Source organism: Dysgonomonas mossii (genome assembly GCF_004569505.1).
Classification (GTDB): domain Bacteria; phylum Bacteroidota; class Bacteroidia; order Bacteroidales; family Dysgonomonadaceae; genus Dysgonomonas.
The window spans coordinates 198,187-219,971 of record NZ_SPPK01000001.1 but is presented as its reverse complement, the minus strand read 5'-3'; the positions used below and the strand labels follow the sequence as shown (position 1 = coordinate 219,971).

General features: G+C 37.4%; 22 protein-coding genes. 11 read left to right on the top strand and 11 right to left on the bottom strand.

The window, feature by feature from the left end:
• Positions 1-94: 94 nt before the first annotated feature.
• A complete protein-coding gene (locus tag E4T88_RS01090) occupies positions 95-1,108 on the top strand; it encodes a lysylphosphatidylglycerol synthase transmembrane domain-containing protein (RefSeq protein WP_135103655.1) in 1,014 nt (337 codons plus the stop codon).
• 310 nt (positions 1,109-1,418) lie between these two features.
• Positions 1,419-2,873, top strand: coding sequence for an aminoacyl-histidine dipeptidase (locus E4T88_RS01085; protein ID WP_135103654.1), 1,455 nt, complete (start codon positions 1,419-1,421; stop codon positions 2,871-2,873).
• Positions 2,874-2,938: 65 nt separating this feature from the next.
• Here the strand turns inward: E4T88_RS01085 and E4T88_RS01080 are convergent, their stop codons facing one another.
• The 4 genes from E4T88_RS01080 to E4T88_RS01065 all read right to left on the bottom strand — a co-directional run bounded on the left by E4T88_RS01080 (position 2,939) and on the right by E4T88_RS01065 (position 6,919).
• Positions 2,939-3,862, bottom strand: coding sequence for a hypothetical protein (locus E4T88_RS01080; protein ID WP_135103653.1), 924 nt, complete (start codon positions 3,860-3,862; stop codon positions 2,939-2,941).
• Positions 3,863-4,031: 169 nt separating this feature from the next.
• Complete coding sequence (locus tag E4T88_RS01075; protein WP_135103652.1) at positions 4,032-5,111, bottom strand: family 10 glycosylhydrolase; 1,080 nt, start codon at positions 5,109-5,111, stop codon at positions 4,032-4,034.
• Between the two features lie 13 nt (positions 5,112-5,124).
• Positions 5,125-6,222, bottom strand: a complete 1,098-nt coding sequence (locus E4T88_RS01070; protein WP_135103651.1) for a carbohydrate-binding family 9-like protein — start codon at positions 6,220-6,222, stop codon at positions 5,125-5,127.
• Position 6,223: 1 nt separating this feature from the next.
• Positions 6,224-6,919: an SIR2 family NAD-dependent protein deacylase gene (locus E4T88_RS01065; RefSeq protein ID WP_135103650.1), complete on the bottom strand. Its 696-nt coding sequence runs from the start codon at positions 6,917-6,919 to the stop codon at positions 6,224-6,226.
• A 171-nt stretch (positions 6,920-7,090) separates the two neighbouring features.
• On the opposite strand from E4T88_RS01065, the gene bamJ (E4T88_RS01060) reads away from it, so the two are divergent.
• From bamJ (E4T88_RS01060) to E4T88_RS01025, 8 genes are all read left to right on the top strand, one after another.
• Positions 7,091-7,678: a BamJ family beta-barrel-assembly machinery protein gene (bamJ, locus tag E4T88_RS01060; protein WP_006842230.1), complete on the top strand. Its 588-nt coding sequence runs from the start codon at positions 7,091-7,093 to the stop codon at positions 7,676-7,678.
• Positions 7,679-7,694: 16 nt separating this feature from the next.
• Positions 7,695-8,714, top strand: a complete 1,020-nt coding sequence (bamJ, locus tag E4T88_RS01055; RefSeq protein WP_135103649.1) for a BamJ family beta-barrel-assembly machinery protein — start codon at positions 7,695-7,697, stop codon at positions 8,712-8,714.
• 142 nt (positions 8,715-8,856) lie between these two features.
• Positions 8,857-9,321 (top strand): Lrp/AsnC family transcriptional regulator, encoded by a 465-nt coding sequence (locus tag E4T88_RS01050; protein ID WP_006842228.1) that lies wholly within the window; start codon positions 8,857-8,859, stop codon positions 9,319-9,321.
• A 161-nt stretch (positions 9,322-9,482) separates the two neighbouring features.
• Positions 9,483-10,106, top strand: coding sequence for a PASTA domain-containing protein (locus tag E4T88_RS01045; protein ID WP_135103648.1), 624 nt, complete (start codon positions 9,483-9,485; stop codon positions 10,104-10,106).
• Entirely contained in the window at positions 10,106-11,173 is a 1,068-nt protein-coding gene (locus E4T88_RS01040; RefSeq protein WP_135103647.1) for an RluA family pseudouridine synthase, read from the top strand. The genes E4T88_RS01045 and E4T88_RS01040 overlap by 1 nt, the downstream gene beginning before the upstream one ends.
• Positions 11,174-11,197: 24 nt before the next feature.
• Positions 11,198-12,178 (top strand): D-alanine--D-alanine ligase, encoded by a 981-nt coding sequence (locus E4T88_RS01035; protein ID WP_135103646.1) that lies wholly within the window; start codon positions 11,198-11,200, stop codon positions 12,176-12,178.
• Between the two features lie 4 nt (positions 12,179-12,182).
• Positions 12,183-13,331, top strand: a complete 1,149-nt coding sequence (locus E4T88_RS01030) for a hypothetical protein (protein ID WP_135103645.1) — start codon at positions 12,183-12,185, stop codon at positions 13,329-13,331.
• A gap of 76 nt (positions 13,332-13,407) precedes the next feature.
• Positions 13,408-13,983, top strand: a complete 576-nt coding sequence (locus E4T88_RS01025) for a DUF4468 domain-containing protein (RefSeq protein WP_228093653.1) — start codon at positions 13,408-13,410, stop codon at positions 13,981-13,983.
• Positions 13,984-14,055: 72 nt separating this feature from the next.
• Here E4T88_RS01025 and E4T88_RS01020 read toward each other — a convergent pair whose 3' ends face one another.
• The 4 genes from E4T88_RS01020 to E4T88_RS01005 all read right to left on the bottom strand — a co-directional run bounded on the left by E4T88_RS01020 (position 14,056) and on the right by E4T88_RS01005 (position 17,318).
• The gene (locus E4T88_RS01020) at positions 14,056-14,583 is read right to left on the bottom strand and encodes a hypothetical protein (RefSeq protein WP_135103643.1); all 528 of its coding nucleotides are present in this window, start codon (positions 14,581-14,583) and stop codon (positions 14,056-14,058) included.
• Positions 14,584-14,833: 250 nt separating this feature from the next.
• Positions 14,834-15,595 carry a GNAT family N-acetyltransferase gene (locus E4T88_RS01015; protein WP_135103642.1) on the bottom strand — a complete coding sequence of 254 codons (762 nt, stop codon included), beginning with the start codon at positions 15,593-15,595 and terminating at the stop codon, positions 14,834-14,836.
• A gap of 547 nt (positions 15,596-16,142) precedes the next feature.
• Complete coding sequence (locus tag E4T88_RS01010; RefSeq protein WP_135103641.1) at positions 16,143-17,033, bottom strand: AraC family transcriptional regulator; 891 nt, start codon at positions 17,031-17,033, stop codon at positions 16,143-16,145.
• Positions 17,034-17,042: 9 nt separating this feature from the next.
• Positions 17,043-17,318, bottom strand: coding sequence for a zinc ribbon domain-containing protein (locus E4T88_RS01005; RefSeq protein ID WP_135103640.1), 276 nt, complete (start codon positions 17,316-17,318; stop codon positions 17,043-17,045).
• Between the two features lie 291 nt (positions 17,319-17,609).
• Between E4T88_RS01005 and E4T88_RS01000 the strand changes: the two genes are divergently transcribed.
• A complete protein-coding gene (locus E4T88_RS01000; RefSeq protein ID WP_135103639.1) occupies positions 17,610-18,389 on the top strand; it encodes a hypothetical protein in 780 nt (259 codons plus the stop codon).
• A 123-nt stretch (positions 18,390-18,512) separates the two neighbouring features.
• On the opposite strand, the gene E4T88_RS00995 is transcribed toward E4T88_RS01000, so the two are convergent.
• From E4T88_RS00995 to E4T88_RS00985, 3 genes are all read right to left on the bottom strand, one after another.
• Positions 18,513-19,607, bottom strand: coding sequence for a glycosyltransferase family protein (locus E4T88_RS00995; RefSeq protein WP_135103638.1), 1,095 nt, complete (start codon positions 19,605-19,607; stop codon positions 18,513-18,515).
• A gap of 148 nt (positions 19,608-19,755) precedes the next feature.
• Positions 19,756-20,343, bottom strand: coding sequence for an acyl carrier protein phosphodiesterase (locus E4T88_RS00990; protein ID WP_135103637.1), 588 nt, complete (start codon positions 20,341-20,343; stop codon positions 19,756-19,758).
• 150 nt (positions 20,344-20,493) lie between these two features.
• A complete protein-coding gene (locus tag E4T88_RS00985) occupies positions 20,494-21,762 on the bottom strand; it encodes an LVIVD repeat-containing protein (protein WP_135103636.1) in 1,269 nt (422 codons plus the stop codon).
• Positions 21,763-21,785: the final 23 nt, after the last annotated feature.

Genomic DNA, 21,785 nt, shown 5'->3' with positions numbered 1-21,785 from the left:
ATTATATTTGCAGCGGCAAAGGTAGCATTTATTACTGAAAATCGTTCGTATTAAAAGACCTTTATTCTGAAACCGCTACATTTAAATTTGGGGAATGGAAGAAACAGATGAAGTTGTAACACAAAAGAAAAGCTCTTTATTAAACAATCTTATAAAAGTCGTATTACCCCTAGGATTAGGAATTGCGATCATATATTATCTTATTAGTAAAATTGACCCGAGTCAACTTTGGGAAATATTGAAAGATGCCAATTGGGGGATACTGTTATTCTCTCTATTATTCGGGCTTCTAGGAAATACAATCAGAGGATACCGTTGGGCTCTGTTTATTACTCCATTGGGCTATTCTCCCAAAATATCGAACCTCAATTATGCAATCTATGGCGGTTATGCCGTTAACTTTGCTTTGCCACGTGCGGGCGAGATATGGAGATGCGGTGTAATAGCCAAGGAAGACAACATCCCTTTCTCCAAATTATTCGGAACGATGATTCTCGATCGGATATTTGACACAATTACCGTTGCTATAATATCTTTGGTGGCCTTTTTGTTCAACATGCAATTCTTTTTGACACAACTGGAACAAAACCAAACAACGTTCAATACTATATCCAGTATATTCAAATCCCCTTTATTATACTTAGCTATCGGCGCTGCAATAATAACCACATACATTGTCTTTAGGTTTTTCAAAGAAAATGTTATTGTACGTAAGATAAAAGGATTCCTGTCAAGTATCGCAAGTGACTTGAAAGCAATTTGGAAAATGAATACCAAAGGGCGTGTATTCTTATACACAATAGGCATCTGGGGTTCTTATTTTTGTTATTTCTACATTACATTCTTCGCTTTCGATTTTACAGCCGACTTGGGAATCACCGCCGGACTCATCGCTTTCGCTTTGAGTAGTATAAGCATGGGAGTACCATCTAACGGAGGACTAGGCCCTTGGCAAATAGCAGTAATAGCATCGTTAAGCCTGTATGGGGTAGACAAACTACATGCAACGGCTTTTGCTACAGGCGTGTTTGCTGTGCAATCTATCTGGGTGATTATTTGCGGGCTGTTCGGCATTGCCATGCTGGCTTTGAAAAAGCAAAAGAAATAATTCTTTCATCATTTCCACATCTACACTTTTATATTTTAGATTTATCTAATAATATAAGAGCTTTGAGCTTTGTACTCTCGTTCCATAGAGAAGCAATCCCCGGTAAATTAAAGAAGAAAAGGTTACAATAAAACACATGTAAAAAAGTGTCACTTTTGTCACCTTTTGAATAAAAAAGCACGAAAAGAATAAGAATAACAAAAAGTTATAAAAAAGAGTTTACCGTCTACTCTTTTCATTATATATGTAAAAGACTTCATCGAAAATTCTTATCTTTGTTACTATTCGTAATTTTAAAACATAACATATTATGTCTAAAGAAATACTTAAACTAAAACCGCAACAGTTGTGGAAACACTTCTACGACCTAACCCAGATTCCTCGCCCTACAGGACAGATGAAGGAGGTGACAAAATTTGTCATTGATTTCGGTAAATCACTGGGACTAGAAGTAAAACAAGACAAAACAGGCAACATTGTTATTACCAAGCCTGCTACCAAAGGAATGGAAAAAGCTCCGGTAGTGATACTTCAGTCGCACTTGGATATGGTTCCTCAGAAGAACTCGAATGTAAAGCATGACTTCACGAAAGACCCTATAGAAACTCAAATAGATGGCAGCCGAGTAAAGGCTAAATCTACCACATTGGGAGCAGACAACGGAATCGGAGCTGCCGCCATGATGGCTGTCCTCGAAGACACGACACTGAAACATGGAAAAATAGAAGCCTTGTTTACAGTAGACGAAGAGGTAGGCATGGTTGGTGCAAGCGGATTGAAGAAAGGATTTCTTTCAGGAAACGTATTGCTGAATCTGGATACCGAAGAGATCGGCGAGCTATGCGTAGGTTGCGCCGGAGGTGCAGACGTTAATGCCGACTGGGAATTTAAAGATGCAGAAGTACCAGCAGGTGATATTGCTTATAAAATATCGCTTACAGGCCTTAGAGGAGGTCACTCGGGAACTGAAATACACATGGGGAGAGCGAATGCCAACAAGCTTATGTTTTACTTCCTCAAAGAAGCAGTAAGCAATTATGAGGTGCGTTTGTCTGCCATCGATGGCGGTTCACTAAGAAATGCGATCCCTCGTGAGGCTGTTGCTATCGTTACTCTACTCGAAGAAGATGAGAAGGACTTCCTAAAACTGGTAAAAGAGTACGAAAAGATATTTAAAGAAGAATATAAAGCTGTAGAAGCAAACCTTTCATTCAAAGCAGCAAAAACAGACTTACCGAAAACGCTTATCCCAGAAGAAATACAAGACAGCGTTATCAATGCTGTTATTGGTTGCCAAAATGGAGTAATCAGCATGCTAACTGACTTTGAAGGCATTGTAGAAACTTCTACAAACTTAGCCTCTGTTAAGTCTGAAGCAGGTCGTATTTCTGCGAAAATGCTGGCTCGTAGCTCTTCCGAAACACGCAAAGATGAAATTTGCTCAAGCCTCGAAAGTGTATTTGCCCTTGCAGGTGCAAAAGTATCTATCGAAAATGGTTATCCGGGATGGCAGCCGAATGCTCAATCGGATACGCTAAATATGATGGCTAAATTATACAAAGATATGTATAACGAAGATGCCCATGTAGTAGTGGTACATGCAGGATTAGAATGTGGTATCATTTTGGGTAGCACACCGGGATTAGACATTGTATCGTTTGGCCCTACGATCTTAAATGCACACTCTCCTGATGAGTTTGTAGAAATAGATACAGTAAGCAAATTCTATGATTATCTGGTTAAAACCCTAGAGAACATAAAATAAAAGAAGAAACGGCGGGATGTTTAATAATACCCGCCGTTTTACTTTTCTAATCTATCATTTATATATCAATCGAAAGGTATTATTCCTCCATCCGTCAGGTCTACTAATGACACTTTAAATGTTGTAGACGTTGCAGCCTTGCCTAATGCTCCTTTGAAAGTTATACGTTTACCTCCTTCGATATCCCCTTTGTATATCTCCCTTTCGCCTAGAACAGTATCACCGGTAGCAATCTGTTTTACAAATACCAGCTTCACAGTAACATCTTTACCTGCTGTTGCATGCCTATCTGCAATTATTTTGTGTTCTCTAAATTTATCAACATTAGTATTACATAGGTCACCCCATCCCCAAGATGCTTCTGAGCTACGAGTAGGAATACCTTCTGCTATGGATATTCCGGAATAAAAAGGAGTAATCACACAGCCAATTGTAGTTGTACCCTCAGGCAAAGAACATGTATTGGCATCGGTCACTTCAACGGTCACCTCAGACCACATCGGCTGTAAAGTTACCTGTATTGGCACATCCGAGTTATTCGCAGCTACCGAGAAGTCAACCTTTTCGTAATATATATATCTACTACCCATATTCCCCATTATCCATGTAGGAGGATTCTCAAAATAGTCGGTATAGAAATTATTACCCTTTACATCAATTGCTCCTTCTGTTGGAGGAGAACTCATACCTCCGGTCGGATAAGAGATAAAAGCAATATAATAGTTACCTTCAGGGAGCTCCTCAGTTAGCTGCCCAACCATTTCTTTAAACTTCCACCCTTTCACTCCTTTGCCACTCTCTTTCTCGTAAATGATATAAAAGAGTTGATTGTTATAGGTGTCAGCTTTCAATGATTTAACATCTACACTAAAGTTAGATACATCAAACGTAACCTTATAGGTTTTACTTGTTGTGGGTACTTCTTCCGGGTCATTGCTACAAGACGCAAACAGAATAGTTGCGCATAGAAAAAATAGTAGTTTTTTCATTACGATAATAGTTTTGTTAAGTTTATATATTCATTATTAAATGCAATAATAATGAGGCGTAAAGATATACAATATAATTTATTCTAGATAATTTATAAAAGAAAAGAGAGCAAGACAATACGCCTTACTCTCTATAGCTTTTAAATTATATTTTCTTATTTGATGCCTTTCACTTTTTCTCGGGCTTCTGCTTATACTTAGACAATATAGCCAATATTTCGTCAGAAACATTTCCGAAAATAGAGACACCCGAAGCTCCGTTTTCCAAAGCATATTTTATTCCGGCTTCGATCTCTTCATTGTTTTTAAAGTCGGGTATATACAATCCGGCATAGAGAGGGAAACGACCGTCTATACCTCTCAATCCCTGCTTAACGGCATCACCGATCCATGGTACATCTTCTTTATAGAAACCATGATAGATCATCGGGTAAACAGCATCCAAAGGCCAGTTTGTCCAGTCCTGCCTTACCAAACGCTTCGCGACGTCGGGAGTCGGAAACACGGCAGCAGTAAGCGGCTTATGATGCGCTTTTGCCACATCTCCAATCTTATTCACAATTGCCGTTACAGCATCATATCTGAAAGATTTCCACGAGAGATTCTCCTGAGGATACTGAATACTGTCTATGTCTTTATGATATTTTTCTTTAAACTTAGCCTTACATACATCGCAATAGCAAAAATCGTATTCGGGCAATTCTTGTGTTTGAACAATACCATAAACATCCCACAGATTAACAGCCAATATCACATCACTGAAACGAACATAATCCATGTGGATGCCATCAACATAATCTTTAGACAATGCATTCTCTACCTCTTTGGTCAGAAACTCCGCAACCTCGGGACGAGAAGGACACATCCATCTGTAATAATCTACATACGGCGGATGATCAGCACAAGATTCACCCTTTCTGTTTACAGCAGCCCATTCAGGGTGAGCCTTCAACGCATCTCCCCTATTCATTATCCACATCCAACGATGAGCTTCCAATCCCTGAGCTTTTGCCGCCCTATAATGCTTCTCACTATCGGCTTCGAAGAAAATGCCCGCAATGCCCGCATCATGATATTTTTTATACCTCACGGCTAGTTCCTCTTCCGTATCAGAATCCTGAGGATTAATCCACACCCAATGTTTGTAAGTATTTTCGGCCTGCTTATTACCAATATTGCTTGTACAATTCGAGAACAAAAAAGGCAATAGTAATAAGGTCAACCAGTAAATTTTAAAATGGTTTCGCATAGTTTTTTATTTTTTATTTAGTTATTAATCCTTCTTCATTAAGATAAATCTTCTTACCCGAAGTATCTTTAATAGAGACTTCGAATCTCCTGCCGGTAGAAGACAGTTCGATTTTGTTTCTTTTATTATCAATATCGAATTCCGGCTTATCCATTTTCAGCTCTGCAAAGGAAGTTGCGTAACGCTGATGCGCACGCCTATAGTCTTGCTGCTTATAGTACACAAGCCATAAATATTGTCTTTGCTTTTCAGTATATGGCAATACAAACTGAGGTTGTTTTTCCCCTGCTTTGTTTTTCGAAAAGAATAAATAACCCCATCTTTCGGGTCTATGCATATCGATAACACCTTGGGGAGACCATACCCAGTTATTTTCAGGTAATACCTTCCCCGCACTATCTTTTCTTTTCACATACTTACCATTTACAATATCTGTTTCCCATTGCACTCTTGAGAAATTAATGCGCCATACGTCTTTATCTTTAGGAACATTTATAGCATTCCCCAAGGTAAGAGCCCTGAAAGGGATTGCCATCTCTACCGTCCATCCCGTATCTGTATCATTAGGGTTATTAATAGTGCCCTGCACTTTTACGGCATGTTGCATTCCCTGAGTATCCCAACTGAAGAGTGCTGCGCCTCCACTCCGATAAGGTTTATGCATAAACAGGTCGAAAATATTATTATATGCATTGACCTCTATTTCAAAGTAGTTGTGAGCAGTATTTAATGGATCGATAAACACTTCGAAGTCATTGTCAAAAAACACAATCTCATCGCGCTTGGTCAAGGTAGCCCATACATGCGGATCTTTTAACTCAGCCGCTATATAAAGATATGATTCGTCCCAAAGCATTTTCACACGAGTATCGTAATATGGTTTAGGCTTGGCATCGCCCTCTATATCTTGAAAACGATCAGACCAAGGAGTATTCAGCCACACTTCATCATTAATATCGCCATCAATTGTCGGAGCTTTGGATGCATAAGGTACTACGTAGTTTGCCGGAATAGTAAATAGGTTTTCATATCCCTTAAAGTGATTCTGGGCATAACAAAAATTAAAAACAAGAAGAAAAGAAATAGAACAAAATAATTTTATATAATTCATTTTACTGATTTTGAAATTTAAGGATATCACGAAGTTCAGCCACACCCTCAGAAGCACCCTTCTTTATAAAGTGTATTCCGGGCTGATGCACATTCACTTCTTTCGGGTCGATCAGATAGACAGGTACACCCGCATGCACATAATTAAGCAAGCCAGCGGCAGGATATACGTTCATAGAAGTACCTATCACAACAAAGATATCGGCCGTTTGTACAATTTTCATTGCTTTTTCTATCATGGGCACAGCCTCTCCAAACCAAACAATGTGAGGGCGAAGCTGTGAGCCTTTTTCACACTTATCTCCAAGGTGAATCTCACAATTATCAGGAGTCAAGGTATAAATCAACGAAGGATCGACCGTCGAACGCACTTTACTCAATTCCCCATGAAGATGTAAAACATTTGTGCTGCCTGCTCTCTCATGCAGTTCATCTACATTCTGTGTTATAATGGACACTTTATAATCTTTTTCTATCTCCACTAATCCTACGTGTCCTTTATTGGGCTTAGCCTCAAAAGCAGCCTTGCGTCGGGCATTATAAAAATCAAGTACCAGTTGAGGGTTTCGGCTGAATCCTTCAGGAGTGGCAACATCTTCGATAGAGTATCGCTCCCACAGTCCGCCGGAGTCTCTAAAAGTGGCAATGCCACTCTCCGCACTCATCCCTGCGCCGGTTAATACAACAATATGTCTCATAAACTATTAAAAAAATGTAAGTAGCATATACAAATATAGTTTTTTCAGGGGTAAATTTTATTAAAGTCCCATGAAAAGAATTACTTTTGTTGGCAAATTTAAATAAACATTCAGTCATATCATGAAATAATACTTCTTTGACATACAAGACTGATATAAAACGAAAAGAATATGGATAAAATTAGTTACGCTCTAGGTTTAAGCATCGGAAATAACTTCCTTAGCTCAGGTATCAACAAAGTTGATTTCGACTCTTTCCTTAAAGGAATGAAGGATGTAATCAACGGAGGAGACACTGACATGGATTATGAAGAAGCTAAACAAGTGATTAACGACTATTTCACCAAATTACAAGACGAGAAATTGGAAATTAACCTCAAAGCAGGTGAAGAATTTCTATCTATCAACAAAAACAAAGCAGGTGTAGTAACTCTTCCGAGTGGACTACAATACGAAATACTTAAAAAAGGTGATGGCCCTAAACCGGCTCTTACAGATCAAGTTAAGTGTCATTATCACGGTACGCTTATCGATGGCACAGTGTTCGATAGTTCTGTAAAACGCGGACAGCCTGCCACATTTGGTGTTAATCAGGTAATACCGGGATGGGTAGAAGCCCTTCAATTAATGCCTGTAGGTTCGAAATGGAAATTATTTATCCCTTCTGATCTTGCTTATGGCAAAGCAGGAGCAGGACAATCGATCGAACCTAATTCAACTTTAATTTTCGAAGTGGAAATTTTAGATATTGTCAAATAATAATTCAGTTTAAAAAATGAAAAAAATTCAAGTTGTGGCTCTTTCGGCTATCGTAGCTTTCGGAGCATTATTTACATCTTGTGGTGGAAATGTTTCTACAAACGTTCCATTAAAGACCGATCTCGATACTATTTCTTACGCTTTTGGTGCTAGCCTTTACGAGCAAGGATTGTCTATGCATCTACAACAACTAGGTATCATAGGCGATACTACAAGCATCAAAGCCGGATATCTTAGCAAAATAAGCGCAGAAACTGATGCTCAGAAAAAGACAGCATTAGAAAAAGAGATGAAAGCTAAAATGGATTCTGTAGTAAAATCAAACGCAAGAAACATCTCTGAGTTCTTAAACGGACTAAAAGAATCTTTAAATGCACCTGAATCAAAAGCTGCTTATATGGCCGGAGTATCAGTTGGAGGTCAGATATCAAAACAAATGATGCCTGGTATCATACAACAAATATATGGTCCTAATTCGAAAGAAAAACTAAACAGCGATGCATTCCTTGCTGCAATGGCTACAGCTATGAAACAAGGTAAATTTGCAGTTGCTGAACCATCTACAGTATTCAATGCAAAAATGCAGGAAGCTCAGGCTAAAGCTCAAGCAAGAGAAGAAGAAGAATTGAAGAAAGCAAATGCAGGAGTAATTGCTGAAGGTGAAAAATTCCTTGCTGAAAACAAAACAAAAGAAGGTGTTGTTGCTCTGCCTAGCGGATTGCAATACAAAGTTGTAAAAGAAGGAACAGGAGCAAAACCAGCTGCAGCAGATATGGTAAAAGTGAACTACAAAGGCACACTTCTAGACGGTACTGTATTTGACAGCAACGAAGGTAAAGAGCCAATCACATTCAACGCTAACCGCGTTATCAAAGGATGGACTGAAGCTTTACAGTTGATGCCTGTAGGATCTAAATGGATTCTTTATATCCCTTACGATCTTGCTTACGGTGCACAAGGTAGCGGAGACAGAATCAAACCTTTTTCAACTCTTATTTTCGAAGTTGAATTGCTTGAGATCAATCCGAAACAATAATCTGACATTGTCAGAAAATAAGTTAAAACAACGGATTTAAATAATAATTTGGCACAAGTTCAGTAAATTATTGAGCAAAAAGCATACAGATTGTAAAAAATATCATATATTTGAGATATAATAACGATAAAACGCTCATATTATGCAAAAAATTGACAAACTTGATAAAAAGATTCTAGAGATTATATCCCAGAATGCAAGAATTCCATTTAAGGATGTAGCTCTTGAATGTGGTGTTTCACGTGCCGCAATCCATCAGCGTGTACAACGCATGATCGAGATGGATGTAATCGTAGGTTCCGGATATTTTGTTAATCCTAAAGTTCTTGGTTACAACACTTGTACATATATAGGAGTAAAACTCGAAAGAGGCTCAATGTATAAAACAGTAATTCCTGAATTGGATAAGATTCCTGAAATTGTAGAATCTCATTTTACAACGGGCCCATACACCATTCTGATCAAGTTGTATGCAAAGGATAACGAGCACTTGATGGACTTGCTGAACAACAAAATCCAAGACATTCCGGGAGTTGTAGCTACAGAAACTATGATTTCTTTGAGTCAGGGAGTAAAACGCCAGATTCCGATATCTAAATCCGAATAATCGAAACTTATTATATACTATTATAGATGAGAAGGATAATTGAAGCGAAATCAATTATCCTTCTCATTTATCTTATTATAACTTAAATAAGTAAGGTAAAACAAATGAAAGAAGTATTTTTTTAATATTTTTGTACCGTCGTTTGATAAGGATAGCCATACATGAAGAAAGAGAATATCATATTTAGGTTATTAAAAAATATCTATGTGAAGAATGTACTGATGATGATCGGGGCCTTTGTAGGACTGGTTATAATCGTATTGTTTCTTCTCAATTTTTATACCAAGCATAATGAGTCCATCACTGTTCCTACCGTAAAAGGACTGCAAGTACAAGATGCAGCAGGAATACTGGAGTCATCGGATTTGAGATACGAGATCAGTGATTCCATTTTCCAGGCGGAAGGTGCTCCCGGATCTATTATCGAACAGATCCCGAAAGAGCAATCGAAAGTTAAAAAAGGACGTACCGTATTTTTAGTTATAAAAGCTAAAGGTGTGCAACTGGTATCTGTTCCCGAGCTAAAAGACTATTCGAGAAGGCAAGCCGAAGCTCAGTTAGCGTCTTTAGGCTTTAACAAAGTAACCATACAGGAAGTACCTGCCGCTTATAAAGGGTTAGTTATATCTATTTCGTATAGAGGAAAACAGCTAACACCGAATCAGAAAATACCAAAAGGATCTCCGCTGGTAATGACCGTAGGAGCCGGAGGTGATATAAGTGAGGGAGACAGTATAACTGAACAATCTGACTCACAAGACATCGAAAAATCTTTTTTTGAATAATGATCGACGATTCATTTGATGAAATAGATGACCTTTCGGAAGACGAACTTGTAGAAGATCAGAATTCCGAGTTATTTGAACACTATCGCTTTGTAGCCGATAAAGGTCAGGGTATGATACGCGTTGATAAATATCTGGCTATGCATATAGTTGGAGTTTCGCGCAACCGCATACAACAAGCAGCCGAAGCAGACTGCATATTAGTAAATAATATTCCGGTAAAATCCAACTACAGAATCAAGCCGCTCGACGTCATATCGGTGGTTATGAATCGCCCTCCACGGGAATTGGAAATTATACCCGAGGACATCCCATTAGATGTAGTATATGAAGATGAAGACCTAATGGTGATAAACAAACCTCCGGGTCTTGTCGTGCATCCGGGATTTGGCAATTATCAGGGCACAATGGTAAATGCTATCGCATACCGATTGAAAGATACGCCGGAATACGATTCGAAAGATCCTCGATTGGGTATTGTGCACCGGATCGACAAAGACACATCGGGACTTATACTTGTGGCTAAAAACGCTTATGCAAAAACGCATTTGTCAGCCCAATTTTTCAATAAGACAACAAAAAGACAATATATAGCCTTAGTATGGGGTAATATCAGTGACGACGAAGGACGCATAGAGGCCAATATTGGTCGCAGCCTAAAAAATCGTATGCTGATGACTGTATTCCCCGAAGCAGACTACGGCAAACATGCCGTTACGCACTATAAAGTATTGGAACGACTGGGCTACGTCACACTCATTCAGTGTAGGCTAGAAACAGGGCGTACCCACCAGATACGCGTACACATGAAGCACATCGGGTATACCTTATTTAACGACGAACGGTATGGCGGAAATGAAATATTAAAGGGAACTAATTTTGCTAAATATAAACAGTTTGTACAAAATTGCTTTAATATCTGCCCAAGACAGGCGCTTCATGCTCAGACATTAGGGTTTGTACATCCGCGAACAGGTCAAGAATTGATGTTCGAAGCACCACTACCCGACGACATGGCTCAGCTGGTGGAGAAATGGCGTGGATATATAGCATATAGAGACATTTAATAAATATATAATCATTCGTATAAAATGAAACGTAATATAGCCATTGTATGGGGAGGCTATTCCTCCGAAGTTATCGTCTCAGCAAAAAGCATGGCTGGTGTTTATTCTTTTTTGGACAAGGAAAAATACAATCTGTATAAAGTAAAGATCGTTAAAGAAGGGTGGACTGTTGAAATCAATGGAGAAACACTTCCTGTTGACAAAAACGACTTTACCTTTCACACACCGGGAAAAGAAAAGATTAAAATAGACTTTGCGTTTATCATCATACACGGAACGCCCGGAGAAGACGGTCACTTGCAAGCGTACTTTGATATGCTTGACATCCCCTACTCCACATGCGGCATGATGGCATCGTCACTAACAATGAATAAGTTTGTGTGCAACAATTTTCTTCGAAACTTTGGGATAAGAGTTGCCGATTCATTATATTTGAATAAGGATTCTAAGTACGATATAAATAGTATCACCGAAAAATTGGGCTTACCCATGTTTGTAAAGCCGAATACAGGTGGTTCAAGTTTTGCAACAACTAAAGTAAAGTCCGTTGATCAACTACAAAAAGCAATTGACGTGGCATTCGGCGAAACACCGGATGTGATTATCGAAAGCTTTATCAAGGGAACAGAAGTTACATGCGGCTGTTACAAAACAAAAAATAAAGAGGTTGTTTTTCCTTTAACAGAAGTAGTTACATCAAATGATTTTTTTGACTATGATGCTAAATACGAAGGACAGGTTGAAGAAATAACTCCGGCAAGGATATCACAGGAAATAACAGAAGAGATACAACGATTAACTCGTAAAATATATGATTTGGTAGGAGCGAAAGGCATTATCAGAGTTGATTTTATCATTTCAGATAATAAGCCGTACTTATTAGAAGTAAATACCGTTCCGGGCATGACTCAGACCAGCTTTATCCCTCAACAGATAGCTGCTGCGGGCTTAAATATTACTGAAGTCTTAACAGAGATTATAGAAAACGAATTTAATGTAAATTGATACCATGAGTAGCAAATTTGACGATATAGCGCCTCTCTACGACCACGAGGTGAAGCAAGCCATTCAGGACATACTGGTTGACCCCGGTTTTCAGCACGCAGTAAAATATATTATGCCCGAAATAGATTGGGCTGAGTTTTCTGCTGAAATGTCTAAATACGCAACAAAAAAAGAATTTCAAAGCCGTATGATATACCCTGTGATAAAAGCATTGGGTATGAGAGTATCATCGAGCATGAAGCTCGACAACTGGGAGAGTATCGACCGGTCGGTAGAGCACCTTTTCTTATCAAACCACAGAGATATTGTACTCGATGCGGGGTTACTAAATATTCTGCGCCACGAGAAAGGCTTCGAAACCACAGAAATAGCAATAGGAGACAATCTGCTTATCCATCCTTGGATAGACAAGCTTGTGCGCCTCAACAAGAGTTTTATTGTAAGACGTGGACTATCTATAAAAGAAAGATTGATAGCGTCAAAACATATGTCTGAATATATACACTATGCCATTTCTGAGAAAAAAGAATCGGTATGGATTGCTCAACGTGAAGGACGAGCTAAAAACTCGGACGACCGCACCCAAGACAGTTTATTAAAAATGCTAGCTCTATATCCCGAAGACAAATCTTTTATCGAAAGTCTTAAGGAGCTGAACCTTATTCCGCTATCCATATCATACGAATACGACCCTTGCGATTACCTGAAAGCAAAAGAGTTTCAACAGAAGAGAGACAATCCTGATTTCAAAAAAACTCAGCGGGACGATCTTCTAAACATGGAAATCGGCATTTTAGGTAAGAAAGGCAATGTAGTATTCCGCTTTGGCAACTGCATAAATGATGAGTTGGATAAAATCACCGAGCCCGACAAACGATTGCAACCCGAAATTGCAGCCCAGATAATAGATAAGGAAATACACCGCAATTATGAAATATTTCCGTGCAACTACATAGCCTTTGATCTGTTCTATAAAGAAACAAGGTTTGAGGACAAATATACATCCGAGCAACTGGAAGAGTTTAAAGACTATCTGGATAAGCAAATAAAGAAAATAGACCTCGATTATATCGACTACGACTTTGTATGGGATAAAATGCTGGAAATGTATTCGAATACATTGAAGAACTATCTGACTACAATAGAGTCTTGATTACAGGATAATTCCGATCAAGGGTTTAAGTTAAAAATATATTCATATATTTGTATAAATCAAAAAAGATAAAATGATGAAAAAGTTTTTGATTTATATCGTATGTAGTCTCATTTCTGCCGCATGTTTTGCTCAAGTAATAAAGCAAGGTCAGAAATTTACGTCTATCCCTGTATTTGAAGGGAAAGTGACGTTTATAAAGGAAATTCCGGCAAAACCGAACTTATCCATAGAAGATAATTATAAGATACTAAAAGATTGGGCCGGAACAAAGTACGGGAAAGACCCTTTTATATCCAGTATACGATATGGTTATCAGAATCACGAATTTATAGCAAAATCGAGGATAGAATTATTACTACCTGCCGACTCGAAAGGAGTGCGTGAAAAAATGATTATGCGTTACCGTGTAAACGGGTTCTTATTTCAGGATAAATGTGTACTGGAAATTACAGACATCTCTTATCTGTATGAAAATTCAGGAAAAGGCAATCTCCTTACGCGTATAATCAGAGCAGAAGACTTTATTACGAACGATGCAATAAAAGCAAGTGATGGCTTCCAAGAGTTGAAAGTGAATACAAGTAAAAGCACTTTGTATTTTCTGAACGAGCTTAACGAGGATTTTGAAAATATATACAAGTCTCAATAAAGATTTACAACAATACACAAAGAGGGCTATTCTGTCGAATAGCCCTCTTTTGTAATTCACTAAATCAGTATTTTATTTCTTTGCCCAGTATGAAAATCTTCCCGACAATACTATTTCTAATTTTACATCGGAAGATGTTTTCTCGGTTGGGGTAAATGTCGCTTTCGTTGAGAGCTTCTTATCTTTAATCATTTTATCAAATACCTTTTGGAAGTAGGTGGAGTTGCCTGTATAAAGATTGGTATGAGTAACAGGAATATCCCCAAAGTCATTCTTAAGACCATTGATTTCTAAACTAAAGTTTTTCAGAACAGTATTATCTGGAAGACCTGTTATCTTCACAACTGTATTAGCTCCATTTACATGGAATTCGCCGGTTGAAACAGGAGAGCCATAACCAGTTGCACCCTTTAACATATCATCAAGGGTAGCCGAAACTTCACTTGTAGTTATTGACGAATTTGCCGGACCAGATTCCAGTACAACAGATTGTTTACAATCACCATTAAAAAACACTTGTTCTTTTTTATCATCACTACCACAAGAGGTTAAGGCAAAAACCGTAGTTATTGTAAATAAAATAAATGCTAATTTTCTCATAATTTAATTGCTGTTTTAGTTTTATTGGTTTGTTTAGGCACTGTGTATTCTAAAATTTCTGTTAATGATGACACAAAAATAATGCTTTTTTTGAAAATAGAACAAATATATTTTATACAGAGGAAAGCCTCCTCCATTTTCTCCCTCATGCTTTTACATTAACACATCCCCTTTGAGAACTGATAATCTTAACTTTACAATTAGAAGTAAGACAAATATCATAATTAGGCAGAAAACAACGAATATATAATCAACCTCTTACCGTTTCAATCAACTTATTTAACTTATCTGCAGTCAATATTTCGTTTGTATAAAATTTGCCATCCACAAACAGGCTATAAGTTGTTACAGGCGAAAAATGATTCTGAGCAACTTCCTTTGTTTCTATCCGACGACACCTTACAGGATAGATTGAAGCTTGCATAATAGGCTCTAACAGTTTTATGTAAGGAACGGTAAAAGGACATTGCTCTGTATAAAAAATATCGATACCTCTTACACTGTCCCCCATCCCAGACTTTGCTGATTGCTTAAAAGAAGGCGTTGTTGTTGTTTGATCGAAGTTTTTTACCATCAATTCAAAATAAGGGTCACAAGTATCACATACCTCATATCCATTATGAAGCATAAAAGCTTTGTCCGACAAGAAAGGTTTCTTCTTATTTCCAACGATCAACACCACACCTTTGTAACCCTGTGAGCGAGCGTCCTTTTCACACTCTGCCAACAAACGTTTTCCGTATCCTTTCCCCTTAAACGAGCCGGATACCCAAAAACAATTGATAAAAATATAGCCTTCCGCATCGACAGGAACCCAAGCATTCTCTGCAGGGATATACTCTATAAAAGCCTTCCCTTTTACATCGAACTTTATAAATCTCAAGCCTTCCTCAAACCGTTTACTCAACCACTCTTTCTTAGCTTCAACTCCTTTGGCTGTAGACTTACTACTAATTGCACAGCAAATATGTTCTGTTAATAGATTTTCTTCTGTAAGCTTGATTATATTCATATTTTTCAAAAATAAAGGTTCTAACTCCCTTTGTTGTAAAAGTAATAATTATAAAAATAGCTGGCAATCGAGTCTTCTGTCTATAATCTTATTTTCTAGTCGATTATTTGATCTGCACTATAAAAGAGGCGATAAGTATAGCCGAATTTGTAAATATGAAACAGTACTTTTTGTAAATATGAAACAGTATATTTTTCGATTCTCCATACCTTTACATATCCAAAGGCATTGGGGTGAACGCAATCTGAATGATGTTCATTATTCGATTTATTAATCACTAGTCGTACTGACATTCTGAGAGGAACTCCTGCTTATTGCGGACTTCCGGTTACCAATGGATTTTAACAGTGATTTTTTTTGTTTATTCGACTTCCTTCCTTAACTTTCTTCGGTCATCGACCGTTGATTCTTCTACAGAAGAACTATAAATTGTAAAGTGAATCAAAACTCATCATTCTGAGAGCAAGTACCTCCCCCTTGGGGAGGTTCGGGATGGAGAGTGTTATTGAATTTTAATTTGGTTAGTTCATACCTCCTAAAGTAGCAATTACAAAAATAGTGGCTGGTCAAGATTTTCCAGCTTAGAAATGGGGATGTATATTTCGGTCAGTACATCATCCTCCGAAACATTGTTCGGACTATTCAGATATTTCTCAAAAGCATATCCCCCTCGCAATTTATAGCCACTTTGCGGTAACCACCTGAGGTAGATATTATAATACATATCCAACAATCCGCTATATGAACCTTTAAGTGTAAAAATAGCATACATTCCCCCACTTATCTTTTGTAAACCGAAAGCTCCCTGAGGTCTCACTTCTCTATCTACGGTAAAACAAGCATAGAATCTACAATTTTGAGGATGTGTTATGGTTGGATTATCGAAACTGAGTCCTATAAACTCAGTTTTATCATTCACCAGATTGTTCTCTTTTGCAAACTGTCCCAGTTTCTTCCATGCGATTGTATATGATTCCGCAGCACCGTAGCTATCTATTATACGAATATATACAACCTGTTTGGAGGGGATTTTCCTTATTTCAGGAACAAGGGAGATGGTCACTCTTTCAGCTTTTCTAAAAAAATTGGACGCATCTTCTTCCTGCATACGAAAGGCTGAAGGAGAAATACCAAAATGCTTCTTGAATGCTTTTGACAAAGCATACTTTGTTCCATAGCCGGTTTTCACGGCGATTTCGCTCAACGTATGCTTTGTCATCTGCAAGTGTTCTGCAATATATTCTAAGCGAAGGCGATTGATATACTCACCTATATTTTCACCAATTATAGCTTTAAATATACGATGAAAATGATATTCGGAGATATTAGCTATCTCAGACAACCTTTTTATATCAGGTACTTCAAAAAGATGACGATCGATATAGTCAACTACATTGTTTACCGCTTTATCGTATTCGCTTTGGGTAGTTTCCTTCATTAATAGTAATTATGCCTGCGCCCAACGCTTCAGCTTTGGAAAATACATTTTCATTTGTTCTATAGCTTGTTCTTTTGTCATCTTTTGCTCCGAGTCTTTATTAAATTCATCTACAAACTGAGCACAATGCACAATCATTTCGTCCATCGTAAAGTCTTCTGTAAACTTACCATCAGTAAAGCAATAGCGACAATAATCTTCGTTCTTACTGTTGTCGGCATTATTTCCGAAATCTTCATTCACATTAAGAGGCATACCGCAACTTTGGCAAAATTTCTGATCCATAATAGTTCTTGTTTTATTAATAATTAATTGGCACTACAAATAACGGAAATATGATAAAATGAAGGGTTATCCAATCTTGCTTATTTGGCTTTTTAATATACAAACGCAGATAGCTCACTTATACACAGAATGCAAACAACAAATTAGAAATAAGACATTTACACAGCATAACAAAAGAAACCCCTCGTTAATTAACGTTAAACAAGCCTCTGCCGATTAATCTTTCTGATATTAATCGAATCAAAGATACAAAGAGATAAAAAAAGTATTCACCTTTTAATACATATAGTCATGAAAAAGTTTCTATTAGCATTCGCTTTATTGATCGGTGTAGCATCATTCTACAATACATCAGAAGCTCAAAATATAAATATTAGTATCAATATAGGGCGTCAACCTGCTTGGGGACCCGTGGGATATGATTATGTAGACTATTACTACATGCCTGATATTAACTGTTACTTCAATGTCAATTCAGGACTATTCTTCTATTTTGACAGAGGAAGATGGATCTCGGCTCGTTATTTACCGTATGCTTATCGCAATTACGACTTATACGGAATGCACAAAGTAGTTTTGGTAAATGTAGCAAACCCTTGGAGATACAACCACATACACTGTAGAGACTATAGTCGTTATAAAGGACACCACTCTCAAGTGATCATCCGTGATAGCCGCGATAATCGCTACAGAGACAGCCGCAACAATAGAGTAGCATGGTATTCGGGCAACAAACACAACAACTATAGGGGTAACGAATATAAATACAACGGAAGAGATAATGACAGATATAATTATAATAAAAAAGACAATAACCGCAAAGATTATAATTACAATGGACGTGAACAAAGTCGCAACAACGACAGAAACTTAAACAGTGGAAGAAACAATAATAAAGAACAAAAATACGATAATAGACAAGCTGAAAGAACTAATAATAATAACATTAGCAGCAGACCGTCTTCCAGCAGAGAGACCAGGAAAGAGTCGAATGTAAAACGTTCATCTTCTGAAGAAAGAGGAAACTACAGACTGGCATCGAACAGAGAAAGAGCAACCAGAAGCAGATAAATTAGGCATATAGGTTTTTATAGTGAGTAGTAAATAAAGAGAGCGAGGGTAATTCAGAGTCGAATTATCCTCGCTTTATTATAATATTTCTTATAGCTAAGGAAAGATCTGCTATAAATACTTTTACTTCCAAAAATCAAGATATTTCTTAGTGACAGTAAGGAAGTCATGATTTTTTTCTACAAACTCACGGCTCTTTCTTGAAATTTCGGGAATTTGTTTTTTATTCAATACTACCCACTCCAGTTTCTCAAAGACATCATCTTCGGTAGGGTGCACATTTATTATTGGCCTATTATCATATTCGCCGTATAAGTCGTAAATATAAGGCTCTCCCCCTCCTATCAGCACTTTACCTTGTGCCATAGCCAGCAATGCATTCATGGCAGGAGTATGCGAATACAGTTGATCGAGCACAACATGTGCCTCCGACATCAACTTTTGATATACATCATAGCTTACCGATTCTACACGAGTAACAATCACTTTATCGGGATATTTGTCTTTTACCCTGGCCAATGCCCGCTCCATTACATCAGTCCCTTTAAACTTCTCTCTTACCTTGTTGATACCAATAAAGAAATTTACTTTTTCGGGTTCGTCTGCTATGGGCTGAAACTCTATTACGGAGGTATTTAAGGGCAGAGGGATATATCTTACTTTATCTTTAAAAAATGGCTCATAAGCGACATAATACTCATACAGGCAAGCAACTATTCCATCGGATGTATTTGCCATCATTACGTTAGAGTCTTCGAGAGGGGTATCTATCCATTTGTCGATAAACCGTTGGTTAAAGTCCACATTTATAGGTTTACCGTCAACAAAAAACTCGGAATAATCAAATATTTCGTTGCCAAGACATGCCTTTACCCAATAAGAATCGTCGCCAAAAGCTCCTAAGAAAACCTTCTTGTTATTCTTTTTCAGTTTCTTATACAAGTAATTATTTACCTTTACATTCTGGGTAGTAAAGCATGGATTTATCAGCTGAACAACATCATAGCCCTTAAACTTTTTAAATTTTCCAAGAACGGATATCAGACTCGTCAAAGTATCTACTACGCCCGAACTTTTGCGAGACAAGTCAATATCTCTCGGATAGTTCTTAAAACCGTCTCCGTCTGACGCAACTACAACTTCGTGCCCCATACTTCTCAGACCTTCGGCAAGAGTAAGATGTACCCGGCTATATTCTCCTATCAAAAGTATTTTCATATATTATAGTATTTGCAAAATATTAAGTGTATATCCAATTTAACTCCCTAATCTTGTTTAGTTTGTATTTTGTGTATAAAGATAATAGAATTTAGATTGATCAGTAATATGAATCCACCCCGTACTATAATCATTCAGACTCTCGAGATTATATATCTTCACCCGATATATCCTCTACGTATGCCTTCAATTGAGGGAAAAACAATTTATAACTCCCCTGTATGTCTTTATAATGCTTCTCGAAGTCGGCAAATACAGGTGCATCATCATCAAGATAGTTTGCTCTGTTTTTCAGCCTTTCGAAGCTTCGTTCTATCAGCCATCTGTGGCGATAATTATAAAGCCAATCTTCTTTCTTCATATACATATACATTGAGCAAAACTTAGAAGGAAGATGCTTTACACTTTGCTCTATCTGCGTATAACATTTCTGAGCAAACGCCTCCCAGCCTTCCCCGGGCTCGCTACTATCGTCGAGAGCTAAGAAATGATCGTAAGAGACATCTAAAAAGGGACCGGCATATCTGCCAGCCGATTCCTTGAAGATAGTCATCGTATCCAAGGGTATGGGATGCCTGTCGGTAAAAGTATCTATCTGCCTGTGTATATGTATACCACGTTGTATCCCTTCGGGGTATTGTTCTATCTGTTTACCTTTTACCATATCGGCAATCATATTCCCCACTAATATTTCAGGATCTCCGAAAGAAAGGTAAGCATGTGCAAGGTAATTCATTATGTCTCTAGTTTTCTGGACACAAAGATATGCTTTTTTAGTTATATGAGAATATTCCCTCTATTTACCTTAAACAGTTCGGCATATTCCTATCCATAAAAAAGCACCAGCTATAAAAAACTGATGCTCCAACAAAATTAAAAATTTGATTTACTTTTCTATAGCGATCTTACTCAATTCTTTTACATTTTGAAGGTCTGAATAATCATACTGATACAGCCCCTTATCAGTAGCCATCAGCAGCAGATTTTCATAAGAAATGACATCAAAACCAGCCATACCTTTATAATGCTTCAATTGATTTGACATTAATTTCAAAGGATCGTCCGTTTTAAATATTTTTAATCCGTCATCACACAGAAACAAAGTACCGTTATTTAGAGCTAACCCTTTAGGGTTTGTCATTGGATATGATATTATTTTATTAGGATTTTTCACATCACTAATATCAATTATAACTAATTCGTTAGTATTTGCTTCATTACTATTTCCTGTGCCAACTGTCACATAAACAAAATTCCCGTCTATAGCAATAGGGAAACCATCACCTACAAGCTCTATAAAAGATTGCTTTTGAGGATATAGTGGATAGTTTTTGACTGAACAGATGAGTATTCCTCGATATGTTGCTATAAGTAAGTTATCATTATAACGAATAATAGACCTCATGCTGTAGCCAAAAGGCAACTCATGAATTAGGTTAATTGTTTTGTTATCAGCTAATGTGAAAACTTTCACACTGCCATTTAAAACAACATACAAGTAATCTTTATAAAAAGCAATCTTCGAAGCAGAAGGACTTACTTCTGATTCTATTTTGTTGTTTGATAGCACCGAATCATTAATAGGAGATGGCCATGGAAATTTTAAACCTAACATTTTTCTTTCCACAACTTTCCATCCAACTACGATATTTTTATTCGTATTTTGGGTATAGCACATATCATGATCATAGCCAAAATTATTTTGCGCTTCAGGCAATGCATATGTAAAGGCCTGTTCTATGCGTCCCTTCAATTCAGGCTTTGCCGGATTTGTGAGATCAAACCACACCAGATCCACATAAGCATCGGCATAAAGGACATCATTGCGAATAGCCAAATCCACATTTCCCAACAACTCTATATATCCTATATTCTTTGGATTAGACGGATTTCTGTTATCTATAATATGAATTCCTTTTTCAGGCTCAGAAATATACAAATAGCCTTTATAGAAAGAAATTTTACCCTGCTTCTTGATTTCCACAGGAGTAGTTTTTACTTTTACAGAGTTACGAAAATCAGCAGCTTTCATAAATATGGGTTCGTTGATCTTATATGTAACCACCTCATATCCATCTCCAGACTCATCCTTATCTCTACAACCAATTAGCAGTGATATCAAAACAAAAAAGAACATGTAAAATAACTTTTGCATTGTACTTTTATTTAAGGTTAATA

Excerpts from the sequence above, each read along its gene's own strand:
- E4T88_RS01090 (WP_135103655.1), top strand. The coding sequence starts at position 95 with ATGGAAGAAACAGATGAAGTTGTAACACAAAAGAAAAGCTCTTTATTA.
- E4T88_RS01085 (WP_135103654.1), top strand. The coding sequence starts at position 1,419 with ATGTCTAAAGAAATACTTAAACTAAAACCGCAACAGTTGTGGAAACAC.
- E4T88_RS01080 (WP_135103653.1), bottom strand. The coding sequence starts at position 3,862 with ATGAAAAAACTACTATTTTTTCTATGCGCAACTATTCTGTTTGCGTCT.
- E4T88_RS01075 (WP_135103652.1), bottom strand. The coding sequence starts at position 5,111 with ATGCGAAACCATTTTAAAATTTACTGGTTGACCTTATTACTATTGCCT.
- E4T88_RS01070 (WP_135103651.1), bottom strand. The coding sequence starts at position 6,222 with ATGAATTATATAAAATTATTTTGTTCTATTTCTTTTCTTCTTGTTTTT.
- E4T88_RS01065 (WP_135103650.1), bottom strand. The coding sequence starts at position 6,919 with ATGAGACATATTGTTGTATTAACCGGCGCAGGGATGAGTGCGGAGAGT.
- bamJ (WP_006842230.1), top strand. The coding sequence starts at position 7,091 with ATGGATAAAATTAGTTACGCTCTAGGTTTAAGCATCGGAAATAACTTC.
- bamJ (WP_135103649.1), top strand. The coding sequence starts at position 7,695 with ATGAAAAAAATTCAAGTTGTGGCTCTTTCGGCTATCGTAGCTTTCGGA.
- E4T88_RS01050 (WP_006842228.1), top strand. The coding sequence starts at position 8,857 with ATGCAAAAAATTGACAAACTTGATAAAAAGATTCTAGAGATTATATCC.
- E4T88_RS01045 (WP_135103648.1), top strand. The coding sequence starts at position 9,483 with ATGAAGAAAGAGAATATCATATTTAGGTTATTAAAAAATATCTATGTG.
- E4T88_RS01040 (WP_135103647.1), top strand. The coding sequence starts at position 10,106 with ATGATCGACGATTCATTTGATGAAATAGATGACCTTTCGGAAGACGAA.
- E4T88_RS01035 (WP_135103646.1), top strand. The coding sequence starts at position 11,198 with ATGAAACGTAATATAGCCATTGTATGGGGAGGCTATTCCTCCGAAGTT.
- E4T88_RS01030 (WP_135103645.1), top strand. The coding sequence starts at position 12,183 with ATGAGTAGCAAATTTGACGATATAGCGCCTCTCTACGACCACGAGGTG.
- E4T88_RS01025 (WP_228093653.1), top strand. The coding sequence starts at position 13,408 with ATGAAAAAGTTTTTGATTTATATCGTATGTAGTCTCATTTCTGCCGCA.
- E4T88_RS01020 (WP_135103643.1), bottom strand. The coding sequence starts at position 14,583 with ATGAGAAAATTAGCATTTATTTTATTTACAATAACTACGGTTTTTGCC.
- E4T88_RS01015 (WP_135103642.1), bottom strand. The coding sequence starts at position 15,595 with ATGAATATAATCAAGCTTACAGAAGAAAATCTATTAACAGAACATATT.
- E4T88_RS01010 (WP_135103641.1), bottom strand. The coding sequence starts at position 17,033 with ATGAAGGAAACTACCCAAAGCGAATACGATAAAGCGGTAAACAATGTA.
- E4T88_RS01005 (WP_135103640.1), bottom strand. The coding sequence starts at position 17,318 with ATGGATCAGAAATTTTGCCAAAGTTGCGGTATGCCTCTTAATGTGAAT.
- E4T88_RS01000 (WP_135103639.1), top strand. The coding sequence starts at position 17,610 with ATGAAAAAGTTTCTATTAGCATTCGCTTTATTGATCGGTGTAGCATCA.
- E4T88_RS00995 (WP_135103638.1), bottom strand. The coding sequence starts at position 19,607 with ATGAAAATACTTTTGATAGGAGAATATAGCCGGGTACATCTTACTCTT.
- E4T88_RS00990 (WP_135103637.1), bottom strand. The coding sequence starts at position 20,343 with ATGAATTACCTTGCACATGCTTACCTTTCTTTCGGAGATCCTGAAATA.
- E4T88_RS00985 (WP_135103636.1), bottom strand. The coding sequence starts at position 21,762 with ATGCAAAAGTTATTTTACATGTTCTTTTTTGTTTTGATATCACTGCTA.